This window comes from Heliomarina sp. (genome assembly GCF_052826185.1).
This window is the reverse complement of the sequence record NZ_JBRBUI010000055.1, coordinates 263,328-279,850: the sequence shown is the minus strand read 5'-3', so window position 1 is coordinate 279,850 and position 16,523 is coordinate 263,328. Positions and strand designations below refer to the sequence as shown.

Annotated in this window: 18 protein-coding genes; 6 read left to right on the top strand and 12 right to left on the bottom strand. The window is 57.1% G+C overall.

Annotated features, from left to right (window positions below):
* Positions 1-8: 8 nt before the first annotated feature.
* The 5 genes from ACU0FH_RS24220 to ACU0FH_RS24200 are packed head-to-tail and all read right to left on the bottom strand — an operon-like array spanning position 9 to position 5,300.
* Positions 9-1,205, bottom strand: coding sequence for an acetyl-CoA C-acyltransferase (locus ACU0FH_RS24220; RefSeq protein WP_238371329.1), 1,197 nt, complete (start codon positions 1,203-1,205; stop codon positions 9-11).
* 17 nt (positions 1,206-1,222) lie between these two features.
* Positions 1,223-2,155 carry an SDR family NAD(P)-dependent oxidoreductase gene (locus tag ACU0FH_RS24215; RefSeq protein WP_446197235.1) on the bottom strand — a complete coding sequence of 311 codons (933 nt, stop codon included), beginning with the start codon at positions 2,153-2,155 and terminating at the stop codon, positions 1,223-1,225.
* Positions 2,156-2,171: 16 nt separating this feature from the next.
* A complete protein-coding gene (locus tag ACU0FH_RS24210; RefSeq protein ID WP_446197234.1) occupies positions 2,172-2,993 on the bottom strand; it encodes an SDR family oxidoreductase in 822 nt (273 codons plus the stop codon).
* Positions 2,993-4,108 carry an acyl-CoA dehydrogenase family protein gene (locus ACU0FH_RS24205; protein WP_446197233.1) on the bottom strand — a complete coding sequence of 372 codons (1,116 nt, stop codon included), beginning with the start codon at positions 4,106-4,108 and terminating at the stop codon, positions 2,993-2,995. The genes ACU0FH_RS24210 and ACU0FH_RS24205 overlap by 1 nt, the downstream gene beginning before the upstream one ends.
* Positions 4,109-4,112: 4 nt before the next feature.
* Positions 4,113-5,300: an acyl-CoA dehydrogenase family protein gene (locus ACU0FH_RS24200; RefSeq protein ID WP_446197232.1), complete on the bottom strand. Its 1,188-nt coding sequence runs from the start codon at positions 5,298-5,300 to the stop codon at positions 4,113-4,115.
* Between the two features lie 139 nt (positions 5,301-5,439).
* Between ACU0FH_RS24200 and ACU0FH_RS24195 the strand changes: the two genes are divergently transcribed.
* On the top strand, positions 5,440-6,435 hold the full coding sequence (locus ACU0FH_RS24195; protein WP_446197231.1) for an NADPH:quinone oxidoreductase family protein: 996 nt from the start codon (positions 5,440-5,442) through the stop codon (positions 6,433-6,435).
* A 9-nt stretch (positions 6,436-6,444) separates the two neighbouring features.
* Here the strand turns inward: ACU0FH_RS24195 and ACU0FH_RS24190 are convergent, their stop codons facing one another.
* Positions 6,445-7,101, bottom strand: coding sequence for a histidine phosphatase family protein (locus ACU0FH_RS24190; protein WP_446197230.1), 657 nt, complete (start codon positions 7,099-7,101; stop codon positions 6,445-6,447).
* 124 nt (positions 7,102-7,225) lie between these two features.
* On the opposite strand from ACU0FH_RS24190, the gene ACU0FH_RS24185 reads away from it, so the two are divergent.
* From ACU0FH_RS24185 to ACU0FH_RS24175, 3 genes are all read left to right on the top strand, one after another.
* Positions 7,226-8,242: an NADP-dependent oxidoreductase gene (locus ACU0FH_RS24185; protein WP_446197229.1), complete on the top strand. Its 1,017-nt coding sequence runs from the start codon at positions 7,226-7,228 to the stop codon at positions 8,240-8,242.
* Between the two features lie 17 nt (positions 8,243-8,259).
* Positions 8,260-8,733, top strand: a complete 474-nt coding sequence (locus tag ACU0FH_RS24180; RefSeq protein WP_446197228.1) for a MaoC family dehydratase — start codon at positions 8,260-8,262, stop codon at positions 8,731-8,733.
* Positions 8,734-8,884: 151 nt separating this feature from the next.
* Positions 8,885-9,640 (top strand): LuxR family transcriptional regulator, encoded by a 756-nt coding sequence (locus ACU0FH_RS24175; RefSeq protein WP_238371338.1) that lies wholly within the window; start codon positions 8,885-8,887, stop codon positions 9,638-9,640.
* A 441-nt stretch (positions 9,641-10,081) separates the two neighbouring features.
* Here the strand turns inward: ACU0FH_RS24175 and tsf are convergent, their stop codons facing one another.
* Positions 10,082-10,960 carry a translation elongation factor Ts gene (tsf, locus tag ACU0FH_RS24170; RefSeq protein WP_446197227.1) on the bottom strand — a complete coding sequence of 293 codons (879 nt, stop codon included), beginning with the start codon at positions 10,958-10,960 and terminating at the stop codon, positions 10,082-10,084.
* Between the two features lie 77 nt (positions 10,961-11,037).
* Complete coding sequence (gene rpsB, locus ACU0FH_RS24165) at positions 11,038-11,907, bottom strand: 30S ribosomal protein S2 (protein ID WP_446197226.1); 870 nt, start codon at positions 11,905-11,907, stop codon at positions 11,038-11,040.
* Positions 11,908-12,127: 220 nt separating this feature from the next.
* Here rpsB and ACU0FH_RS24160 point away from each other — a divergent pair, with 220 nt between their 5' ends.
* Positions 12,128-12,721, top strand: coding sequence for a DsbA family protein (locus ACU0FH_RS24160; RefSeq protein WP_446197225.1), 594 nt, complete (start codon positions 12,128-12,130; stop codon positions 12,719-12,721).
* Here ACU0FH_RS24160 and ACU0FH_RS24155 read toward each other — a convergent pair.
* The 3 genes from ACU0FH_RS24155 to ACU0FH_RS24145 form a co-directional block, all read right to left on the bottom strand.
* Positions 12,699-13,541 carry a lysophospholipid acyltransferase family protein gene (locus ACU0FH_RS24155; protein ID WP_446197224.1) on the bottom strand — a complete coding sequence of 281 codons (843 nt, stop codon included), beginning with the start codon at positions 13,539-13,541 and terminating at the stop codon, positions 12,699-12,701. The two genes, ACU0FH_RS24160 and ACU0FH_RS24155, sit on opposite strands and share 23 nt — an antisense overlap.
* A complete protein-coding gene (locus tag ACU0FH_RS24150) occupies positions 13,538-14,302 on the bottom strand; it encodes a GNAT family N-acetyltransferase (protein ID WP_446197223.1) in 765 nt (254 codons plus the stop codon). The genes ACU0FH_RS24155 and ACU0FH_RS24150 overlap by 4 nt, the downstream gene beginning before the upstream one ends.
* Before the next feature lie 106 nt (positions 14,303-14,408).
* Positions 14,409-14,591, bottom strand: a complete 183-nt coding sequence (locus ACU0FH_RS24145; protein ID WP_088634493.1) for a DUF3553 domain-containing protein — start codon at positions 14,589-14,591, stop codon at positions 14,409-14,411.
* A gap of 26 nt (positions 14,592-14,617) precedes the next feature.
* Between ACU0FH_RS24145 and ACU0FH_RS24140 the strand changes: the two genes are divergently transcribed.
* Positions 14,618-15,214 carry a histidine phosphotransferase family protein gene (locus ACU0FH_RS24140; RefSeq protein WP_446197222.1) on the top strand — a complete coding sequence of 199 codons (597 nt, stop codon included), beginning with the start codon at positions 14,618-14,620 and terminating at the stop codon, positions 15,212-15,214.
* Positions 15,215-15,217: 3 nt separating this feature from the next.
* Here the strand turns inward: ACU0FH_RS24140 and ACU0FH_RS24135 are convergent, their stop codons facing one another.
* Positions 15,218-16,483, bottom strand: coding sequence for a glutamate-5-semialdehyde dehydrogenase (locus ACU0FH_RS24135; RefSeq protein WP_446197221.1), 1,266 nt, complete (start codon positions 16,481-16,483; stop codon positions 15,218-15,220).
* Positions 16,484-16,523 lie beyond the last annotated feature (40 nt).

Here is a 16,523-nt window from a genome sequence, read left to right as displayed (position 1 = left end):
AGAAGTGCTTACAGAACCTCGAAGAGGCCGGCTGCGCCCATACCGCCGCCGACACACATGGTGCAGACGACATACTTGGCGCCGCGACGCTTGCCTTCGATCAGCGCGTGACCAACCATGCGCGCACCGGACATGCCATAGGGGTGCCCGATCGAGATTGCGCCGCCGTTGACGTTCAGCAATTCGTCAGGGATTCCAAGCTTGTCGCGCGAATAGATCACTTGGCAGGCGAATGCTTCGTTCAATTCCCAAAGGCCGATGTCGTCCATTTTCAGACCGTGCGCCTCAAGCAGTTTCGGAACCGCGAAAACGGGACCAATGCCCATCTCGTCCGGTTCACAACCTGCAGCCATAACGCCGACATAACGGCCGAGCGGTTCAAGCCCCTTTTTCTCTGCAACCTTGGCTTCCATGATAACCGAACCCGATGCGCCGTCGGAAAGCTGGCTGGCGTTACCGGCAGTGATGTATTTCCCTTCGGAAATCACCAACCCGTCTTTGAAGACAGGTTTCAGCCCCGCAAGGCTTTCGGCCGTCGTCGAGGGCCGGTTGCCTTCGTCTTTTTCCAGCGTGACCTCGTGTTCCGAGATAGCCTTGGTTTCCTTGTCCTGCATCTTCATAATGGTTGTCAGAGGCACGATTTCATCATCGAATTTGCCCGCTTGCTGCGCCGCATGTGTCCGGGCCTGGCTGCGCGCGGAATACTCATCCTGCGCCTCGCGGCTGATGCCATAGCGCTCGGACACGGTTTCGGCCGTTTCCAGCATGCTCATGTAGATCGCTGGCAGATTTTCCTTGAGCCAAGGGTCGCGGTTCACACGCATTTCTTGGGTCTGGACGGTCGAGATACTGTCGACCCCGCCTCCAACAACGACATCCATCCCATCATGAACAACCTGTTTGGCAGCCGTGGCAATCGCCATCATGCCGCTGGCACATTGACGATCCAGCGACATGCCAGCGGTTGTCACCGGCAGCCCGGCCCGCATCGCCGCCTGACGCGCGATGTTGCCCGCCTGAAAGCCCTGTTGCAGGGCGGCGCCCCAGACAACATCGGCGACCTCGGCCGGATCGATGCCCGCGCGGCTGACCGCGTTGGAAATGGCATGGCCAGATAGATGCTGAGGCGTGGTAGCGTTAAAGGCACCGCGATAGGCTTTGCCGATCGGCGTCCGTGCCGTGGATACGATTACTGCGTCGCGCATGGTAGTTCCTCTCGAGATTACTTCTTTGACTGGCCGAGATCGATGCCTCGGGCCTTGGCTGCATTTTCCGCGTATTTGCCGGTCTGCTGAAACGCTTGAGTCAGTTCTTCCTGACCCTCGATGTCGCTGATCCGGTCAAAGGCGGATGCCACGCCCTCGGGCGTGAGATCATCATCCACAAGGGTAATGCCTTGTGTTTCATATACTTTAGTGACGGCAAAGGACCCGGCCCCAGCGCCAAGGATAACCCGGCTTGGGGCATCCTCGCTGACAAGATACAACAGACCGGGGGTGATGGTTTCTGGTTTCAAAAGCGCAAGAGCATCCTCAGGGATTAGCTCTTCGGTCATCCGGGTGGCGGCAGTGGGTGCCAGCGTGTTGACGCGAATGTCGTCGCGTGCGCCCTCCAGATGCAGCACGTTCATCAGACCCATCATCGCAGCCTTGGCCGCGCCGTAGTTGGCTTGGCCGAAATTGCCGTAGAGTCCCGATGCGGAAGAGGTCAGAACGATTCGACCGTATTTTGCTTCGCGCATGATTGGCCAGACCGCGTGCGTCATGCAGGCGGTTCCCAACAGGTGCACATCGACTACCTTGCGGAAATCGGCCATGGTCATCTTGGCAAAGGTCTTGTCCCGCAGGATACCGGCATTGTTAACGAGAATGTCGATACGGCCCCATTTATCCATCGTGCGCGATACGAGGTCTGCAACCTGTTCCTCGTTAGAAACATCTGCGCCATGCGCCATGGCCTCGCCGCCTGCTGCGGTGATCTGGTCTACGACTTTCTGCGCCGCGCTTTCGGATGCGCCGGAACCATCGACCGAAGCGCCGAGATCGTTTACCACCACCTTTGCGCCGCGATTTGCAAGCTGCAACGCATGGCTTCGGCCAAGCCCTGCGCCTGCGCCAGTCACGATGGCAACCCGATCATCAAATCTTATCGTCATGGGTCAACTTTCCCGTCTAATGCGATGCCTGTTCGAAGATATTTCCGGAGGTCACGACGTTGATCCCACCGGACACCGGCAGCACCCCGCCAGTGATGTAAGCGCCGCCGCGTCCGCAGAGGAAAAGCATGCAGCCGGCGATGTCTTCTTCGCGCCCGACGCGTTTGAGCGGCACGTCTTTACCGACCTTTTCGCGCATTTCTTCGTCAGCGGTCGCGAAGGCGGTCATCTTGGACACGAACGGTCCCGGCGCCAGCGCATTGACGGTAATGAAATCGCCAGCCAGTTCCTTGGCCATGATCTTGGTCAGGTGGATGACGGCCGCTTTGGATGCGGAATAGCTGTAGGCGCCGTCGCCCATCGGCACCTCGCCCATGACAGAGCCGACGTTTACCACGCGGGCCGGATCATCCTCGGACGCGGATTCCCGAAGCATAGGGAGGAGTTGTTGCGTCAGGTGAAACAAACCCGTCACGTTCAGGGTCATCACCTTGTCCCAGGCATCATATGGGAATTCATCAAGCGCCGCGCCCCAGCTTCTCCCGGCATTGTTCATCAGGATATCAAGTTTGTCGGTGCGGTTCTTGACCTCCTGCACCAAGGCCATCACGCCTTCTTCGGTACTGACGTCACCGGCAAAACCTTCGGCGGAGCCGGGTGCATCCATGTCGTTCAACTGGGCGGCGACGGCTTCGCAGGCATCGCCTTTGCGCGAGGCGATCAAGACTCGCGCGCCAGCCTGTACCAGTGCTTCTGCCGCCATTCGTCCGATACCGGTCGCCCCACCGGTCACAAGGGCCGTCTTGCCGGACAACCCAAACAAGCTTGTTAAATTCATCAAAGCCCCCTGATCTTTGCAATCTTTTCAGCATGATATCCGTAGTCGCCAAGCCATTCGGCGGCGACGCGGGCCCGTTTCATATAAAAACCCATGTCGAAATCGTCGGTCATGCCGATGCCGCCATGCATCTGGACGCCTTCGATCACGGCGCGTTTGGCGGTGTCTGTTGCACGCGCCTTGGCCAGCGAAACGGCGAGGCTGGCATTTTCCGGATCTTCGTCCAGCATCCGCCCCGCATGTGCAACCGCCGAAGCCGTAACTTCGGTGTGACACCAAAGATCGGCGGCACGGTGCTGAAGCGCCTGAAACTGTCCGATCAATACGCCAAACTGCTTTCGTTCTTTCAGGTATCCCACGGTCATGCCAAAGGCCCCGGCTGCCACGCCGCTCATTTCGGCGGCCAGCGCGGCCTGCCCTGCTTCGAGCGCCGGTTGCAGCACTTTCATCGCCTGATCGACATTTCCAAGCACGTCTTCGCCGGTCGCCTCAACATTGTCGAACGTGATTCTGGCGGCGTCACGACTGTCGATCATTCCTTTTTGATTTCGGGTGATGCCTTTCCGATCGGCGGGCAGATCGAACAGGGTCAGTCCAGCATCCGTCTTTGCAAGAACCAGCAGCCGGTCGGCCAGCGCTCCGTCGACTACGAAAGTCTTTTCGCCGTTCAGACGAAAGCTGTTGCCGTCACGCGTGGCCGACATCTCCGTTTTTTCCGGTGAAAACTTTGGACCCTCATCAACAGCCAATGCATATGTCACTTCACCGGACGCAATGGCGCTCAGCGCTTCTTGGGCGCGGCTGTCCGACACCTGACGCAGTGCTGTCGCGGCAATAACGGCGCTGGAAAGAAACGGGCTGGCGACCAGCGTCTTTCCCATTTCGCGCGCAAGGATGCCCGCTGCTGCGTGGCCCATATCGGATCCGCCCTGATCTTCGGGCACTAGAATGCCGGCCCAACCCATCTTGGCCATTTCCTGCCAGAGCGCCTTATCAAAGGTTTTTCCCGCATCGCGCAAGTTGCGAAGCTGCTTTACCGGCGCGTTCTCATCTAGAAACCCGCGCGCGGAATCCGCCAGCATGGTTTCTTCTTCAGTCATTACCAATGTCGTCATTGTCTTACCCCGGAAGTCCCAGAACCCGGCGAGAAACGATGCTCAGCATCACCTCGGAAGTTCCGCCTTCGATGGAATTTGCCTTGGTGCGAAGCCAGTCCGCCGGGCGCGATCCGTATGGCCCGTCCCATTCGAGCGCGTCGCTGCCACCTGCGGCCATCATCAATTCGTGGCGGTCCTTATTCAGCTCGGTACCAACGTATTTGAGCATGGCAGAGGCATCGCCGACGCCCTGCCCGGCTTCGGCCATATCCTTGTAGCGCTCGAGCGTAAGCCCTGTTGCCAGCGAGTCGATTTCAGCCTTGATGGCGGCAGCGCGCAGAATCGGATCAAGCTCGGCGCCGTCATCCGTCAAAACCTGTGCCAGCGGTCGCATGCCGCCAGTTCCCGACCCGATGGCCGAGATCATGGACCGTTCATGGGTAAGCAGGTACTTGGCGACGTCCCATCCGCGGTTGATGGTCCCGACCACCGAAGAAATACCGTCTTCATCTTCTTTCGGCACTTCAACATTGTCGAAGAAGGTCTCGCAAAACGGCGACATTCCCGAGATCAGCTTGATCGGGCGCGTCGAGACTCCGGGCGTTTCCATATCGATCAAAAGGAACGTGATCCCGAGATGTTTCTTGGCCTCACGATCCGATCTGACCAGCGCGAAAATCGCATCGGCCTTGTCAGCGTAAGACGTCCAGATCTTCTGCCCATTGACCAACCAGTGGTCGCCTTTATCCTCGCATTTTGTCTGTACGCTGGCGAGATCGGAACCTGCGCCGGGCTCGGAGTATCCCTGGCACCAGCGAATTTCGCCGCGAGCGATCGGCAACAGGTACTTTTTCTTTTGTTCCTCGGTGCCGAAATGCAAAAGCGCCGGGCCAAGCATCCAGATGCCAAAGCTGTCAAGCGGCCGACGCGCTTCAATCCGGGCGAGCTCTTCGTGCCAAATTTTCTCTTCGGCGCGATTCATGCCTGCGCCACCATAGGCCTTAGGCCATGTCGGAACTGTGTATCCCTTTTCGATACAGCGGTTCAGCCATGTTTCCTGAGCCTCGGATTCGAAAACCCAATTGCGGCCGCCCCAGCAGGTATGGTCTCTGCTTGAATTCCCATCACGCATCTCGGCTGGGCAATTCGCCTCTAGCCAAGAACGCAGTTCCATACGGAACGCGGACTGGTCCTGTGCCATCTGCGCCATGTCTCCTCCCCATTGCGCTTCTGTTTCGCTGTGCAGAATTGCATTTCAAAAACGGATTGACAACACCGGATCTCACACCAAGACTCTCACCCAACGTGTTGGCGAGGACAACACTTGCATTTGCGTGGGGAGGAACACCATGAAAGCCTTGTTGAGCACCGCCGTCGGCGGACCCGAGAACCTTGAGCTTAAAGAAATCGAAACACCGACGCCTGGAAAAGGGCAGGTTTTGATTCGAACACGCGCCTCGGGGGTCAACTTTCCCGATACCTTGATGATCCGTGATCTTTACCAATTCAAACCGGAGCGTCCATTTGCACCCGGGGGTGAAATTGCCGGTACGGTCGAAACGGTCGGAGAAGGTGTGACGGATGTCGCGCCCGGTGATCGCGTTCTTGCGCTCACCGGTCACGGTGGTTTCGCGACCCATACAATCGCCGAAGCTGCCCGCATTATCAAAATCCCCGATGACATGCCTTTCGAAGACGCGGCCTGCTTCATTTTCACTTATGGCACCTCGCATCACGCGCTTAAAGATCGCGCGCATATCAAGGCAGGCGATTCCCTGCTGATCCTAGGTGCCGCAGGCGGAGTTGGTGCAGCGGCAATCGAACTCGGGAAGGCAGCTGGCGCAAAGGTGATCGCAGCTGTCTCTTCTCAGGAAAAGGCCGATTTCTGCAAGGAACTTGGTGCGGATGAGACCATCGTTTATGATCGCGCGCTTGAAAAAGAAGGCCAGAAAGCGTTTTCCGCCCAGATCAAGGAAATCGTCGGCAAGCACGGTGTCGATATCGTCTATGATGCAGTTGGCGGTGCTTATGCTGAACCGGCCATTCGTGCGCTGGCGTGGGAAGGGCGTTTTCTTGTCGTTGGTTTCCCTGCCGGTATCCCCAAGATCCCACTGAACCTTGCCTTGCTCAAAGGGTGTCAGATCGTCGGCGTGTTCTGGGGCGATTCCACCCGACGCGACCCCAAGGGGCACGCAGAGAATGTCGCCGAATTGTTCGACATGTATTCCAAGGGCAAGATCAAGCCCAGAATCTCTGCGTCGTTCCCGCTGGAAAAAGCAGCCGACGCGCTGACGATGATGCAGGACCGAAAGGTCATGGGAAAGGTCGTGGTGACGACGGACTGACGCCCGGGATCACCCCAGATGCGTACAGTCGTTAAAGCCTTTCACCCACATGGTGTCGCCGAGGATGACAAGTCGGCTGATAGAGCCGTTGTTCGCACCGTTGAAATGGAACGGACGGGCACCGCTGGCGATAGACATGGCGGCACCGATAACGCCGCCATGAACGACAACGGCAACCCGCTCGTCGGGGTGCGCAGTGGCGATCCGCAAAAGGCCGGCACGCACCCGGTCATGAAGCTGCTGGGTCGTTTCCGCGTTCGGGATCTCGCCCCATTCCTCGCGTTCAATCGCACGCATGAACTCCGGCGCCTTTTCGGCGGCCTTGATGCGATATTCGCCGCCGTCCCAGTCACCAAGCCTGATTTCTCTCAGGTCCGGTTCGACTTGCGGTGTCAGGTTCAAGTGGCGCGCCAAAGGCGCGGCGGTCTGATGCGTTCGTCTCAACGTGGTCACGTAAATCGCGGAAATTGCGTCATCTTTCAGTCGTTCGCCAACAAGTACGGCTTGCTCTTCACCCATTGGATGAAGCGCCGGATCGCCATGACCATCGACCATGGGAAAACTTTCACCGGGACGCGAGGCCTCGGTCCGACCGTGCCGGATCAGAAGAAGATCGGCAGCGCCTTTGGGCGGCAGGTAATCGCTCTGATGATATTCCTTCGTCATGAAATGCTTTCCTTGCCGTCAGCTGCGATGAATTGCGACCACCTACCCATATCAGCTCACCGATGACAACACGCCGGATCGCAGACACGCGCGGACAGCGAAACCGAAATTAAGGGACATGAACATGAAAAACCGTCAGATTACGATTGCAGAATTGCCAACGGGCAACCTGACGCCAGATCATTTCAAACTGAATGAAACGGAGGTGCCCAGCCCCAGAGACGGTGACGTTCTTCTCCGCACAGTTCTTATGTCGATAGACGCGGCCAATCGAAGCTGGATGCAAGGCGCAACCTATCGGGATGCGGTTCATGCGGGTGACCCGATGCCGACCTATGCAATCTGCGAAGTGCTCGAGAGCAAAAGCCCGCGCCTCGCAACAGGTGACGTGGTAGCCTGTGAATCGGTTTGGTCAGAGTATGTGGTTCGCCCGGCGCATAAGTGCGTCAAACTGCCCGCCATCCATCCACTGTCCAACCTGATGTCCGTTTATGGCATTGCGGGGAAAACCGCGTTTCACGGCCTGATCGGCGTGGGGCAACCCGTCACTGGCGAAACGGTTCTGGTGTCCGCTGCTGCCGGTTCTGTCGGCTCAATCGTTGGACAGATTGCAAAAGCGTTAGGATGCCATGTCGTTGGCATCGCCGGGGGCGCGCAAAAATGCAAATGGGTGACCGATGTGCTTGGGTTCGATGCCTGTATTGATTACCGCGAGCCCGGCATGGGTAAGGCGCTTCGTCAGGCCTGCCCTAACGGTGTTGACGTCTATTTCGATAATGTCGGCGGTAAGGTTCTTGAAGCTGCCCTTTTTGCTATGAATACCAAAGGACGCGTCGTTTGCTGCGGCGCCGTCAGCCAATATGACACGACAGATGCACCTTCGGGACCGCGCAACCTGCCGGGTCTGGTCGTCGTCAAACGGCTACGCATGGAAGGGTTCATCGTGATGGATTTTGCAGATCGCGATGCGACCGCGCTCAGAGCGCTGCAAACTTGGGTCGAAAATGGCCAGATCAAGGTATTCGAAGATATCGTCGAGGGGCTGGAAAACGCGCCCTCTGCGCTGATCGGTCTCTTGGCCGGCGAAAACAAGGGCAAACGGATGGTTCGTGTCGGATCGGATCCGGAAGGCGTACAATAGAAGGTCGAGGATTGAAAATGAAAGCTATCGATGCGGCATTCGCCGAAGCAAATTCACAGGTTGGATCGGAAATCGGGGTTTCCGAATGGGTGACGATTGATCAGGCGACAATCGATGCGTTTGCCGAAACCACATATGATCATCAATGGATCCACATTGACCCTGAAAGGGCCGCGAAGGAAACGCCATTCGGTGGGACGATCGCTCATGGATTTTTGACCCTCTCGCTCGCCAGTAAGTTCGGGTATGAATGCCTCGGTCGGTATGATGGTCAGGTGATGGGAATTAACTACGGGTTTAACAAGCTTCGCTTCCTGTCCCCTGTAAAAGCGGGTGCGCGTGTTCGCGGACGATTTGTCATGCACGAAGTCAAGAAACGCTCCGAAACAGACCTGCTCCGAACAACCATCCTGACCATCGAAATCGATGGTCAGGAGACGCCTGCTCTTGTCGCTGAATGGTTGGGTCTGGCAGTATTCGAAGCGAGCTGACCGGCGGTTTACCGTGATTAAGGAAATTTCGGTGCCCCGCTTGTCGGGGCGCGGACCTATTGACGTATCCAAGGTCTTGCTGCGGACACCTTATCAGTTATATTGGCGGCCTATCCGTAAGATACGCCAATGTTTGTAGGGCTTTTCCGCAATGAAACTACGACAGTATCTGTACCACCTGTCTAACGTACAAACGCTCGAGGATCTTTGGTCTGCGCATACCACGCAGATGGCCTCTTATGGGTTTGACCGGTTGCTTTACGGATTCACCCGATTTCGTACGGAAAACTCTCTTGGCGATCCTGAAGATTTTGTCGTTCTGACAAACCATTCGCCGGAATATGTCGAAGGTTTTATGACTCAGGGGCTCTATTTCCATGCCCCGATGTTACATTGGGCGCTCAAGAACGAAGGCGCGGGAAGCTGGCGCCATCTTGGCGAAAAGTTCAATGTCGGCGAACTGACACCCGAAGAGCTCAAGGTTATCGAGTTCAATCTAAAGATGCAGGTCACCGCCGGCTATACGATCAGTTTCAAGTCCGTTTCGGCACGTTCAAAAGGCGCAATATCCTTGGCGGCCAAGGTCGGCATGACGCAGGAGGATGTAGATGCGGTGTGGGAAGAACACGGACGTGATATCCACCTGATGAACAACTTTGCTCATCTCAAAATCCTTACTTTGCCCTATTCGCCGCCCAATCGCGGACTGACAAAGCGGCAGCGTGAAGCATTGGAATGGGTCGGTGATGGCAAGACGACGCAGGACATCGCGCTTTTGATGGGGCTTACCTCGGCGACGGTCGAAAAACATCTCCGGCTCGCGCGTGAGTCGCTTTCCGTAGAAACAACAGCGCAGGCCGTGTTGAAGGCGGCATTGCACAACCAGATGTTCGTTCTGGAAGCCTGATAAACTTCCGACAGCAAGGTTATTCCGGAAAAACGCCCCTTTCCAAACAGTTAATGGCGGATAGCGTCAAGAAAACGTCATGTCCTTACCTAAGGTAAGGAATACATGACTTTCGTTAAGTTCGATTAAGACGCAATCTATCCATGTTCCGTGAGTGGTGGCTTTAGCCTGGGAACATCGGGAAATGAACCTTGCAATTACAAGGCTCTCTGACCTGTCCGGTCCGAACGTGTATTCTTCCACGCCAGGGCCGGAGCTCTCTTGAACGGTCCCGTCCATCCCCAAATGGACCGTCTGGAAAGGCCGAAACCGGGGAATTTTCCCCGGTTTCGGTTGTTTCTTGGAAATCTGCCGACTGTCCATGCCCGTGCCCACGTTAAGAGCAGGCAAAGAAAAAGGCGGAGTCTCCCCCGCCTCATCTGTCTTTCAAAGAAAACAGGTTCAGCCGCCGGCTGCCGTTTTTGCAACTTCTGCTGCAAAGTCTTCTTCTTTTTTCTCGATGCCTTCGCCAACTTCGAGGCGAATGAAACCGGTGATGGTCGCGCCAGCTTCTTCAGCAGCCGCACCAACGGTCAGGTCGGGGTTGACCACGAACTGCTGGTTGAGCAGTGTGACCTCGGCCATGAATTTCTTCATGCGACCGACGATCATTTTCTCGATGACCTGCTCAGGCTTGCCGCTTTCACGGGCGATGTCCATCTGGACATTTTTCTCTTTTTCGACAACGGCCGGATCCAGATCCGCTTCGCTGAGCGACGCTGGGTTCACGGCTGCGATATGCATTGCGACCTGCTTGCCGAATGCTTCGTCACCGCCATCCATCGCGACCAGAACGCCGATTTTTCCCATGCCGGGCGCTGCCGCGTTGTGAACGTAGGAAACGACGCTGCCGCCTTCGAGGGATGCCATGCGACGCAGGCTCATGTTCTCGCCGATCTTTGCGATGGCGTCAGTCAAAACGGTTTCGACCGGCTTGCCGTTCAGATCGGCCTTCTTCAGCGCTTCGACGTCCGAAACACCCATTGCCGCCTGAGCGATACCGCTCACCATTTCCTGGAATTCGCTGTTCTTGGCAACGAAATCGGTCTCGGAGTTGACTTCGACGGCAACGCCTTTGCCACCTTCGACAACCACACCGACGAGCCCTTCGGCTGCGGTACGACCGGATTTCTTGGCCGCTTTCGCGAGGCCCTTTGTGCGCAGCCAGTCTACGGCGGCTTCCATGTCACCGTCATTTTCGGTCAGCGCTTTTTTCGCGTCCATCATGCCTGCGCCGGTGCTTTCGCGCAGTTCTTTAACCATTGCTGCTGTGATTGCCATTTCGGGCTCTCCTCAAATCATGCCGGGATCGGGGCAGGTCTAGCCTGCCCCGTATGTCAGTGTCGTGACAGATGCGATCAGCCGTTGGCTTTCTCGACAGTCTCCTGCTTGGATTCGATGTCCAGCGGAGCGTCCTTGCTCATCGCGTCGTTATGCACGGTCTCGGACGAGACGTTGCCGATTTCGACGCCGCCATCGGAAAGGGTTTCTTCCTCAGGTGCTTCTTCAAACGAACCGATATCAACACCGGCTGCGCCGAGCTGTGCGCTCATGCCGTCGAGAGCTGCGCGGGAAACCAGATCGCAGTAGAGAGCGATGGCGCGGGCCGCGTCATCGTTGCCGGGGATCACGTAATCGATGCCGTCGGGCGAGCAGTTAGTGTCGACAACAGCAACAACCGGGATGCCCAGTTTGTTGGCTTCTGCGATCGCAAGTTGCTCTTTCTTGACGTCAATGACGAAAAGCAGGTCGGGCGTGCCGCCCATTTCGCGGATACCACCCAGCGAAGCGGTCAGCTTGGCTTGGTCGCGTTCCATGCCAAGACGTTCTTTCTTGGTCAAGCCTTCGAAACCGGTTTCCATCTGCTCGTCGATCTGCTTCAGGCGGTTGATCGACTGGGAAACGGTTTTCCAGTTGGTGAGCGTGCCACCCAGCCAGCGGTGGTTCATATAATACTGCGCGGATTTCTCGGCAGCATCTGCGATCGGCTTTTGCGCCTGACGCTTGGTGCCGACAAAGAGGATCCGGCCGTTTTTCGCAACGGTTTCACGGATGACTTGCAGCGCCTGGTCCAGCATCGGAACAGTCTGCGTGAGGTCCATGATGTGGATGCCGTTGCGGTCACCGTAGATGTACGGCGCCATGCGGGGGTTCCAGCGCTGTGTCTGGTGACCAAAGTGAACGCCAGCTTCGAGCAGCTGACGCATGGTGAACTCAGGAAGAGCCATGCTTGTTTACCTTTCCGGTTTCGCCTCGGCGGGGGTATTGAGAGCGTGTGCTCCAACCGGCGGACCTTTAGGGATGTCTCCCCCATCGGCCCAAACCCCGCCTGCGGGTTTTGAATGGCGCGCGTATAGGCCATGCGGATAATGGGTGCAAGTCCTGTTTGACAGAAGCTGTGCCCGATGCAAAGTTTGCGGGATTTTTATCGGCAAAGGCATATTAGTCATGACACGTCCGGTGCTTCAGTTCTGGTTCGAATTCGCTTCTACCTACTCCTACCTCTCTGCAATGCGGATCGAAGAAATGGCAGACAAGGCCGGCGTGGCGGTATCCTGGCATCCCTTCTGGCTCGGACCGATATTCAAAGCACAGGGCTGGGACAGTTCGCCTTTCAATCTTTACCCGGTCAAAGGACAGTATATGTGGCGCGACATGGAGCGGCTTTGTGCCGCGCGCGGCCTGCCCTTTGCTCGCCCGGATCCCTTTCCGCAAAATAGCGTACTCGCGGCGCGGACGGCGATCCTTGCTCTTGAGAGTGACAATGGTCCCGAATTCTGCCGCGCGATCTACAGGTCGGAATTCGGCGAAGGTAAAAGAATTTCGGACCCTGACGGCCTGCGCGAGCTTTTGGTGCAAAGCGGGCTGCCGGATGATCTGGTCGAGAAAGCCTCGGAACCAAAAGCAAAACAGGCGCTTAAGGATAACGTCGAAAAAGCCATGGCGCTTGGCATATTTGGTGCGCCAAGCTTTATTGCCGGGGATGAACTGTTCTGGGGCGATGATCGGCTTGAGGCCGCTATTGCCCACCTGGCGCAATAGCCAGCCCGGTTTCCAATCCTTTTCGCACGGCATTTTCACAAGCCGCAGCAAGTGCTTTGCGATTGGCGAAATCCGCCACTTTCAACGGGGGGTGGTAAAAGAGTTCGACCCGCCCCTGTCGCGCGTTTGAGAGCGTCTTGAGTAGGTGACTGCCGAAATCCATGTCGCCCCACCAGCCGTAAAACCGATCAGGCATACCCGCTGGCGCGTGATAGACAACGGAAACGGGCTGTACCTGCATCGCATCGTGCAGCGGTTCGGAAAAGAAGGGTTCAAACAAGGTCGTCTTGAACGGCAAGAGCCTTAGCCCGTCGGTCGATGTTCCTTCTGGAAAGAACAACAGCTTGTGACCGGCAGACAGACGATCTTCGAACAACCGCGTGTGATCGCGCGCCTTGCGACGGTCCCTTTCGATGAAAACGGTGCCAGTGGCCTGTGCGAGCCAGCCAATTCCCGGCCATCTGGCCACTTCAGCCTTGGAAACGAAGTAGACTCGTTTTCGCGCGTTCAGTGAGAAAATGTCGAGCCATGAAACATGATTGGCGACAACTGCCCCCTGCCCTTTCATCAGGTCGCCATGCACGTAAAATCCAATGCCCATGATGCGGAGCGCATTGCGGCACACGAACTGCGTAATGTAAGGCGTGACAGGCCGATGGAGCCCAAAGAGAGGACGCTCGACCAGCCGGATCGTCAGCAGGACCAGAAGCCCCCCGAAAACGAGCAGACCCAGCGGCAAGCCGCGCAGCATGACAAGCAGCCACCCAAATGGCGACACATGCACCGGGTCGGGATTGGCGTCACTTTTCCACGTGGTCATGTCTGGCGCAGACCTGAATACATGCGTTGCTGTCGCGCGTTAATCGCGCGGGTATCTAGGATCAGGCACACATCGGTCGTGTTGAAAGCGTGATCGACATAGGCGCCATCGCCGACGGTGCCGCCAAGGCGCAGATAAGCTTTGATCAGCGCCGGGACCTGTTTCATCGCTGATTTCCGGTCGATATCTTCCGGACAGCGCAGGGACATCGTCTGATAGTGTTCGGAAAGCGCGTGCACGCGCAGCCCTTCGGGCGTAAGATGGTTGTGGTAGAGCATCGATAACGGTTCGGCCAACTTCTCCGCGTCCGTCCCGTGGAAAGAGGCCGTTCCAAAAAGCACCTCGATCCCGTGCGACGTGACATAGTCCGTCAGCGCGTTCCAGAGGTGAAACATCGCAATCCCACCTCTGTAGTCGCGATGAAGGCAGGACCTGCCCAGTTCCAGCAGCCGTCGACCGCTCACCTTGAGCTTGCTCAGATCGAATTCGCTCTCTGTGTAAAAGCACCCTGCCTGTTCGGCTTGGTCCTCGCGCAAAAGGCGATAGACACCGACCACCATTCCCTTTGTATCGTCGCGCAGCAGCAGGTGGTCGGAATATCGATCGAACCGGTCCGTCTCGATCCGCGCCTGGTGATCCACGCCTTCGCCCGTCGCGCCCAGTTCGCGTACGAAAACCTCGTAACGCAAAGACTGCGCTTCCAGCAGGTCGCGTTCGCTCTCTGCGAGAAATACAGAAAAAGAAGGTCCGCTGTCAGGCATGGACTCTCTCACCGGTTAAGTCGGCAGGCAAATAGCCTGCTTTGGCATTTGAATACAATGCTCTCTACAGCCCGCCCAAGTTGTGTTAAGGAATATTAAACCAGTTTCACGCATCAAATATCGGTACGAGTTCAATGTTGTACCCATCGATGACGACCTTGCCATGGTTCTGGAAATTGACTGTGATTTTCCCGCCGATGTTTGATTGCACCTGTCCGATGCCCCAATCGGGCTGGTCAGGGTGGCGGACCAGCATGCCTGGCGCGAGTATGGCGTTCATGTCTGACATGGTGTGACTGATAAGTAGGTGACTCTATGACCGATCACAACCTGGATATATCGGTACTTGTCGGATCGCGTATCTGTCATGACCTGATCAGTCCAATCGGTGCGATAGCGAACGGGCTTGAGCTGCTCGAATTGACCGGTGCGACGCCCGGTCCCGAAATGGAGCTGATATCCACCAGCGTCCGTAATGCTAATGCCCGCATTCGGTTCTTTCGCATCGCCTTCGGGGCGGCGGGTGAACAGATGATGGGACGGAAAGAGATCATGTCGGTCCTCAAGGATATCAGCAAGACTGGTCGCATCGAAATGTCCTGGGTACCATCCGATCCGCATCCTCGCCCGATGGTTCGTCTTGCCTTTCTTGCCCTGCTCTGCTGCGAAACCGCCCTACCGCAGGGCGGGACTATCCGGGTCGATCAGGAACACGACCATTGGAAAATCACTGGCACAGGTAACACGGTCAGTCTGGACCCCGTCCTGTGGAATACGCTTGGCGAGGCACCCGTTTCCGGAACCGCATCATCTGCAACGGTTCAGTTTCCCCTGCTCGCCGAGATGGCAACAAAGCTTGGCCGCAAGGTCGAATTCGGTCACGATCCGGAGCGTGTTGAAATCCGGTACTGATCCTCAGGCGCGCAGCGTTCCGTTTCCGGTCACAAGGTATTTGAAGCTGGTCAGTTGCTCGGCGCCAACCGGCCCACGGGCATGCATCTTGCCGGTGGCGATTCCGATCTCGGCGCCCATGCCGAACTCTCCTCCATCCGCGAATTGCGTGGATGCGTTATGCATCAGGATCGCACTGTCGAGCCGTTGGAAAAAGCGCGCGACCGTATCCGCGTCTTCGGCGATGATGCAATCCGTATGGTTCGAGCCGTATTTCCGGATATGAGCGATGGCTCCATCCACGCCATCGACGGCACGGGCCGCGATAATCATGTCGAGGTATTCCTTGCCCCAATCTTCGTCGCTTGCAGGGATTGCCCCGGCGGCTTTTCCCAGCTCACCTTCAGCATGAACCTCGACACCCTTGTCGATCAGCGCGGAGATTACGTCCTTGCCAATGGTATCGACGACATCACGGTGCACCAGTAGACACTCAGCTGCGCCGCAGATCCCGGTGCGCCGCGTCTTGGCATTCAAAACGATCTCAACGGCTTTCAACGGATCCGCTGACTTGTCGATGTAGATATGCACGATCCCTTCGAGATGGGCAAAGACCGGCACCCGCGCCTCGCGCTGCACGAGCCCGACAAGTCCCTTGCCGCCCCGAGGGACGATGACGTCGATCGTATCGGTCATAGTGAGCATTTCGGATACGGCCGCCCGGTCCCGCGTGGGGACAAGTTGGATCGCGTCGACGGGTAATTCGGCGTGTTTCAGCCCCTCGACAAGACAGCCGTGGATCGCTTGCGCCGAATGAAAACTCTCCGACCCTCCGCGCAGGATCGCGGCATTACCGGACTTAAGGCAAAGCGCGCCGGCATCCGCCGTCACGTTGGGACGGCTTTCGTATATGACACCGATTACCCCCAGAGGTGTTCTCACACGCTGGATATGAAGCCCGGAAGGCATGTCCCATTCGCTCAGTATCGACCCGACCGGATCCTTTTGAGCGGCGACGGAACGCAGACCGTCGGCCATGGCCTTGATGCGCGGCTCGTCCAACATGAGCCGATCCATCATGGCTGCAGAGAGGTTTCTTTCCTCTCCGAAAGCCATGTCCTTGGCATTGGCGTCGATGATCTCGGCACGCCGGGACCAGATCGCATCGGCGGCCAATTCAAGCGCTGTGGATTTTTGTTCCGGCGAGGCGAACGCGAGTTCTTGTGACGCGGCCTTGGCGCGACGCCCGATGTCCCGCATGAGGGCTGAGATGTTTTCAAGATCTTTCATGGTGCGGGCCTCATGGTTTTGTCTGGGAAGGATTTCATGC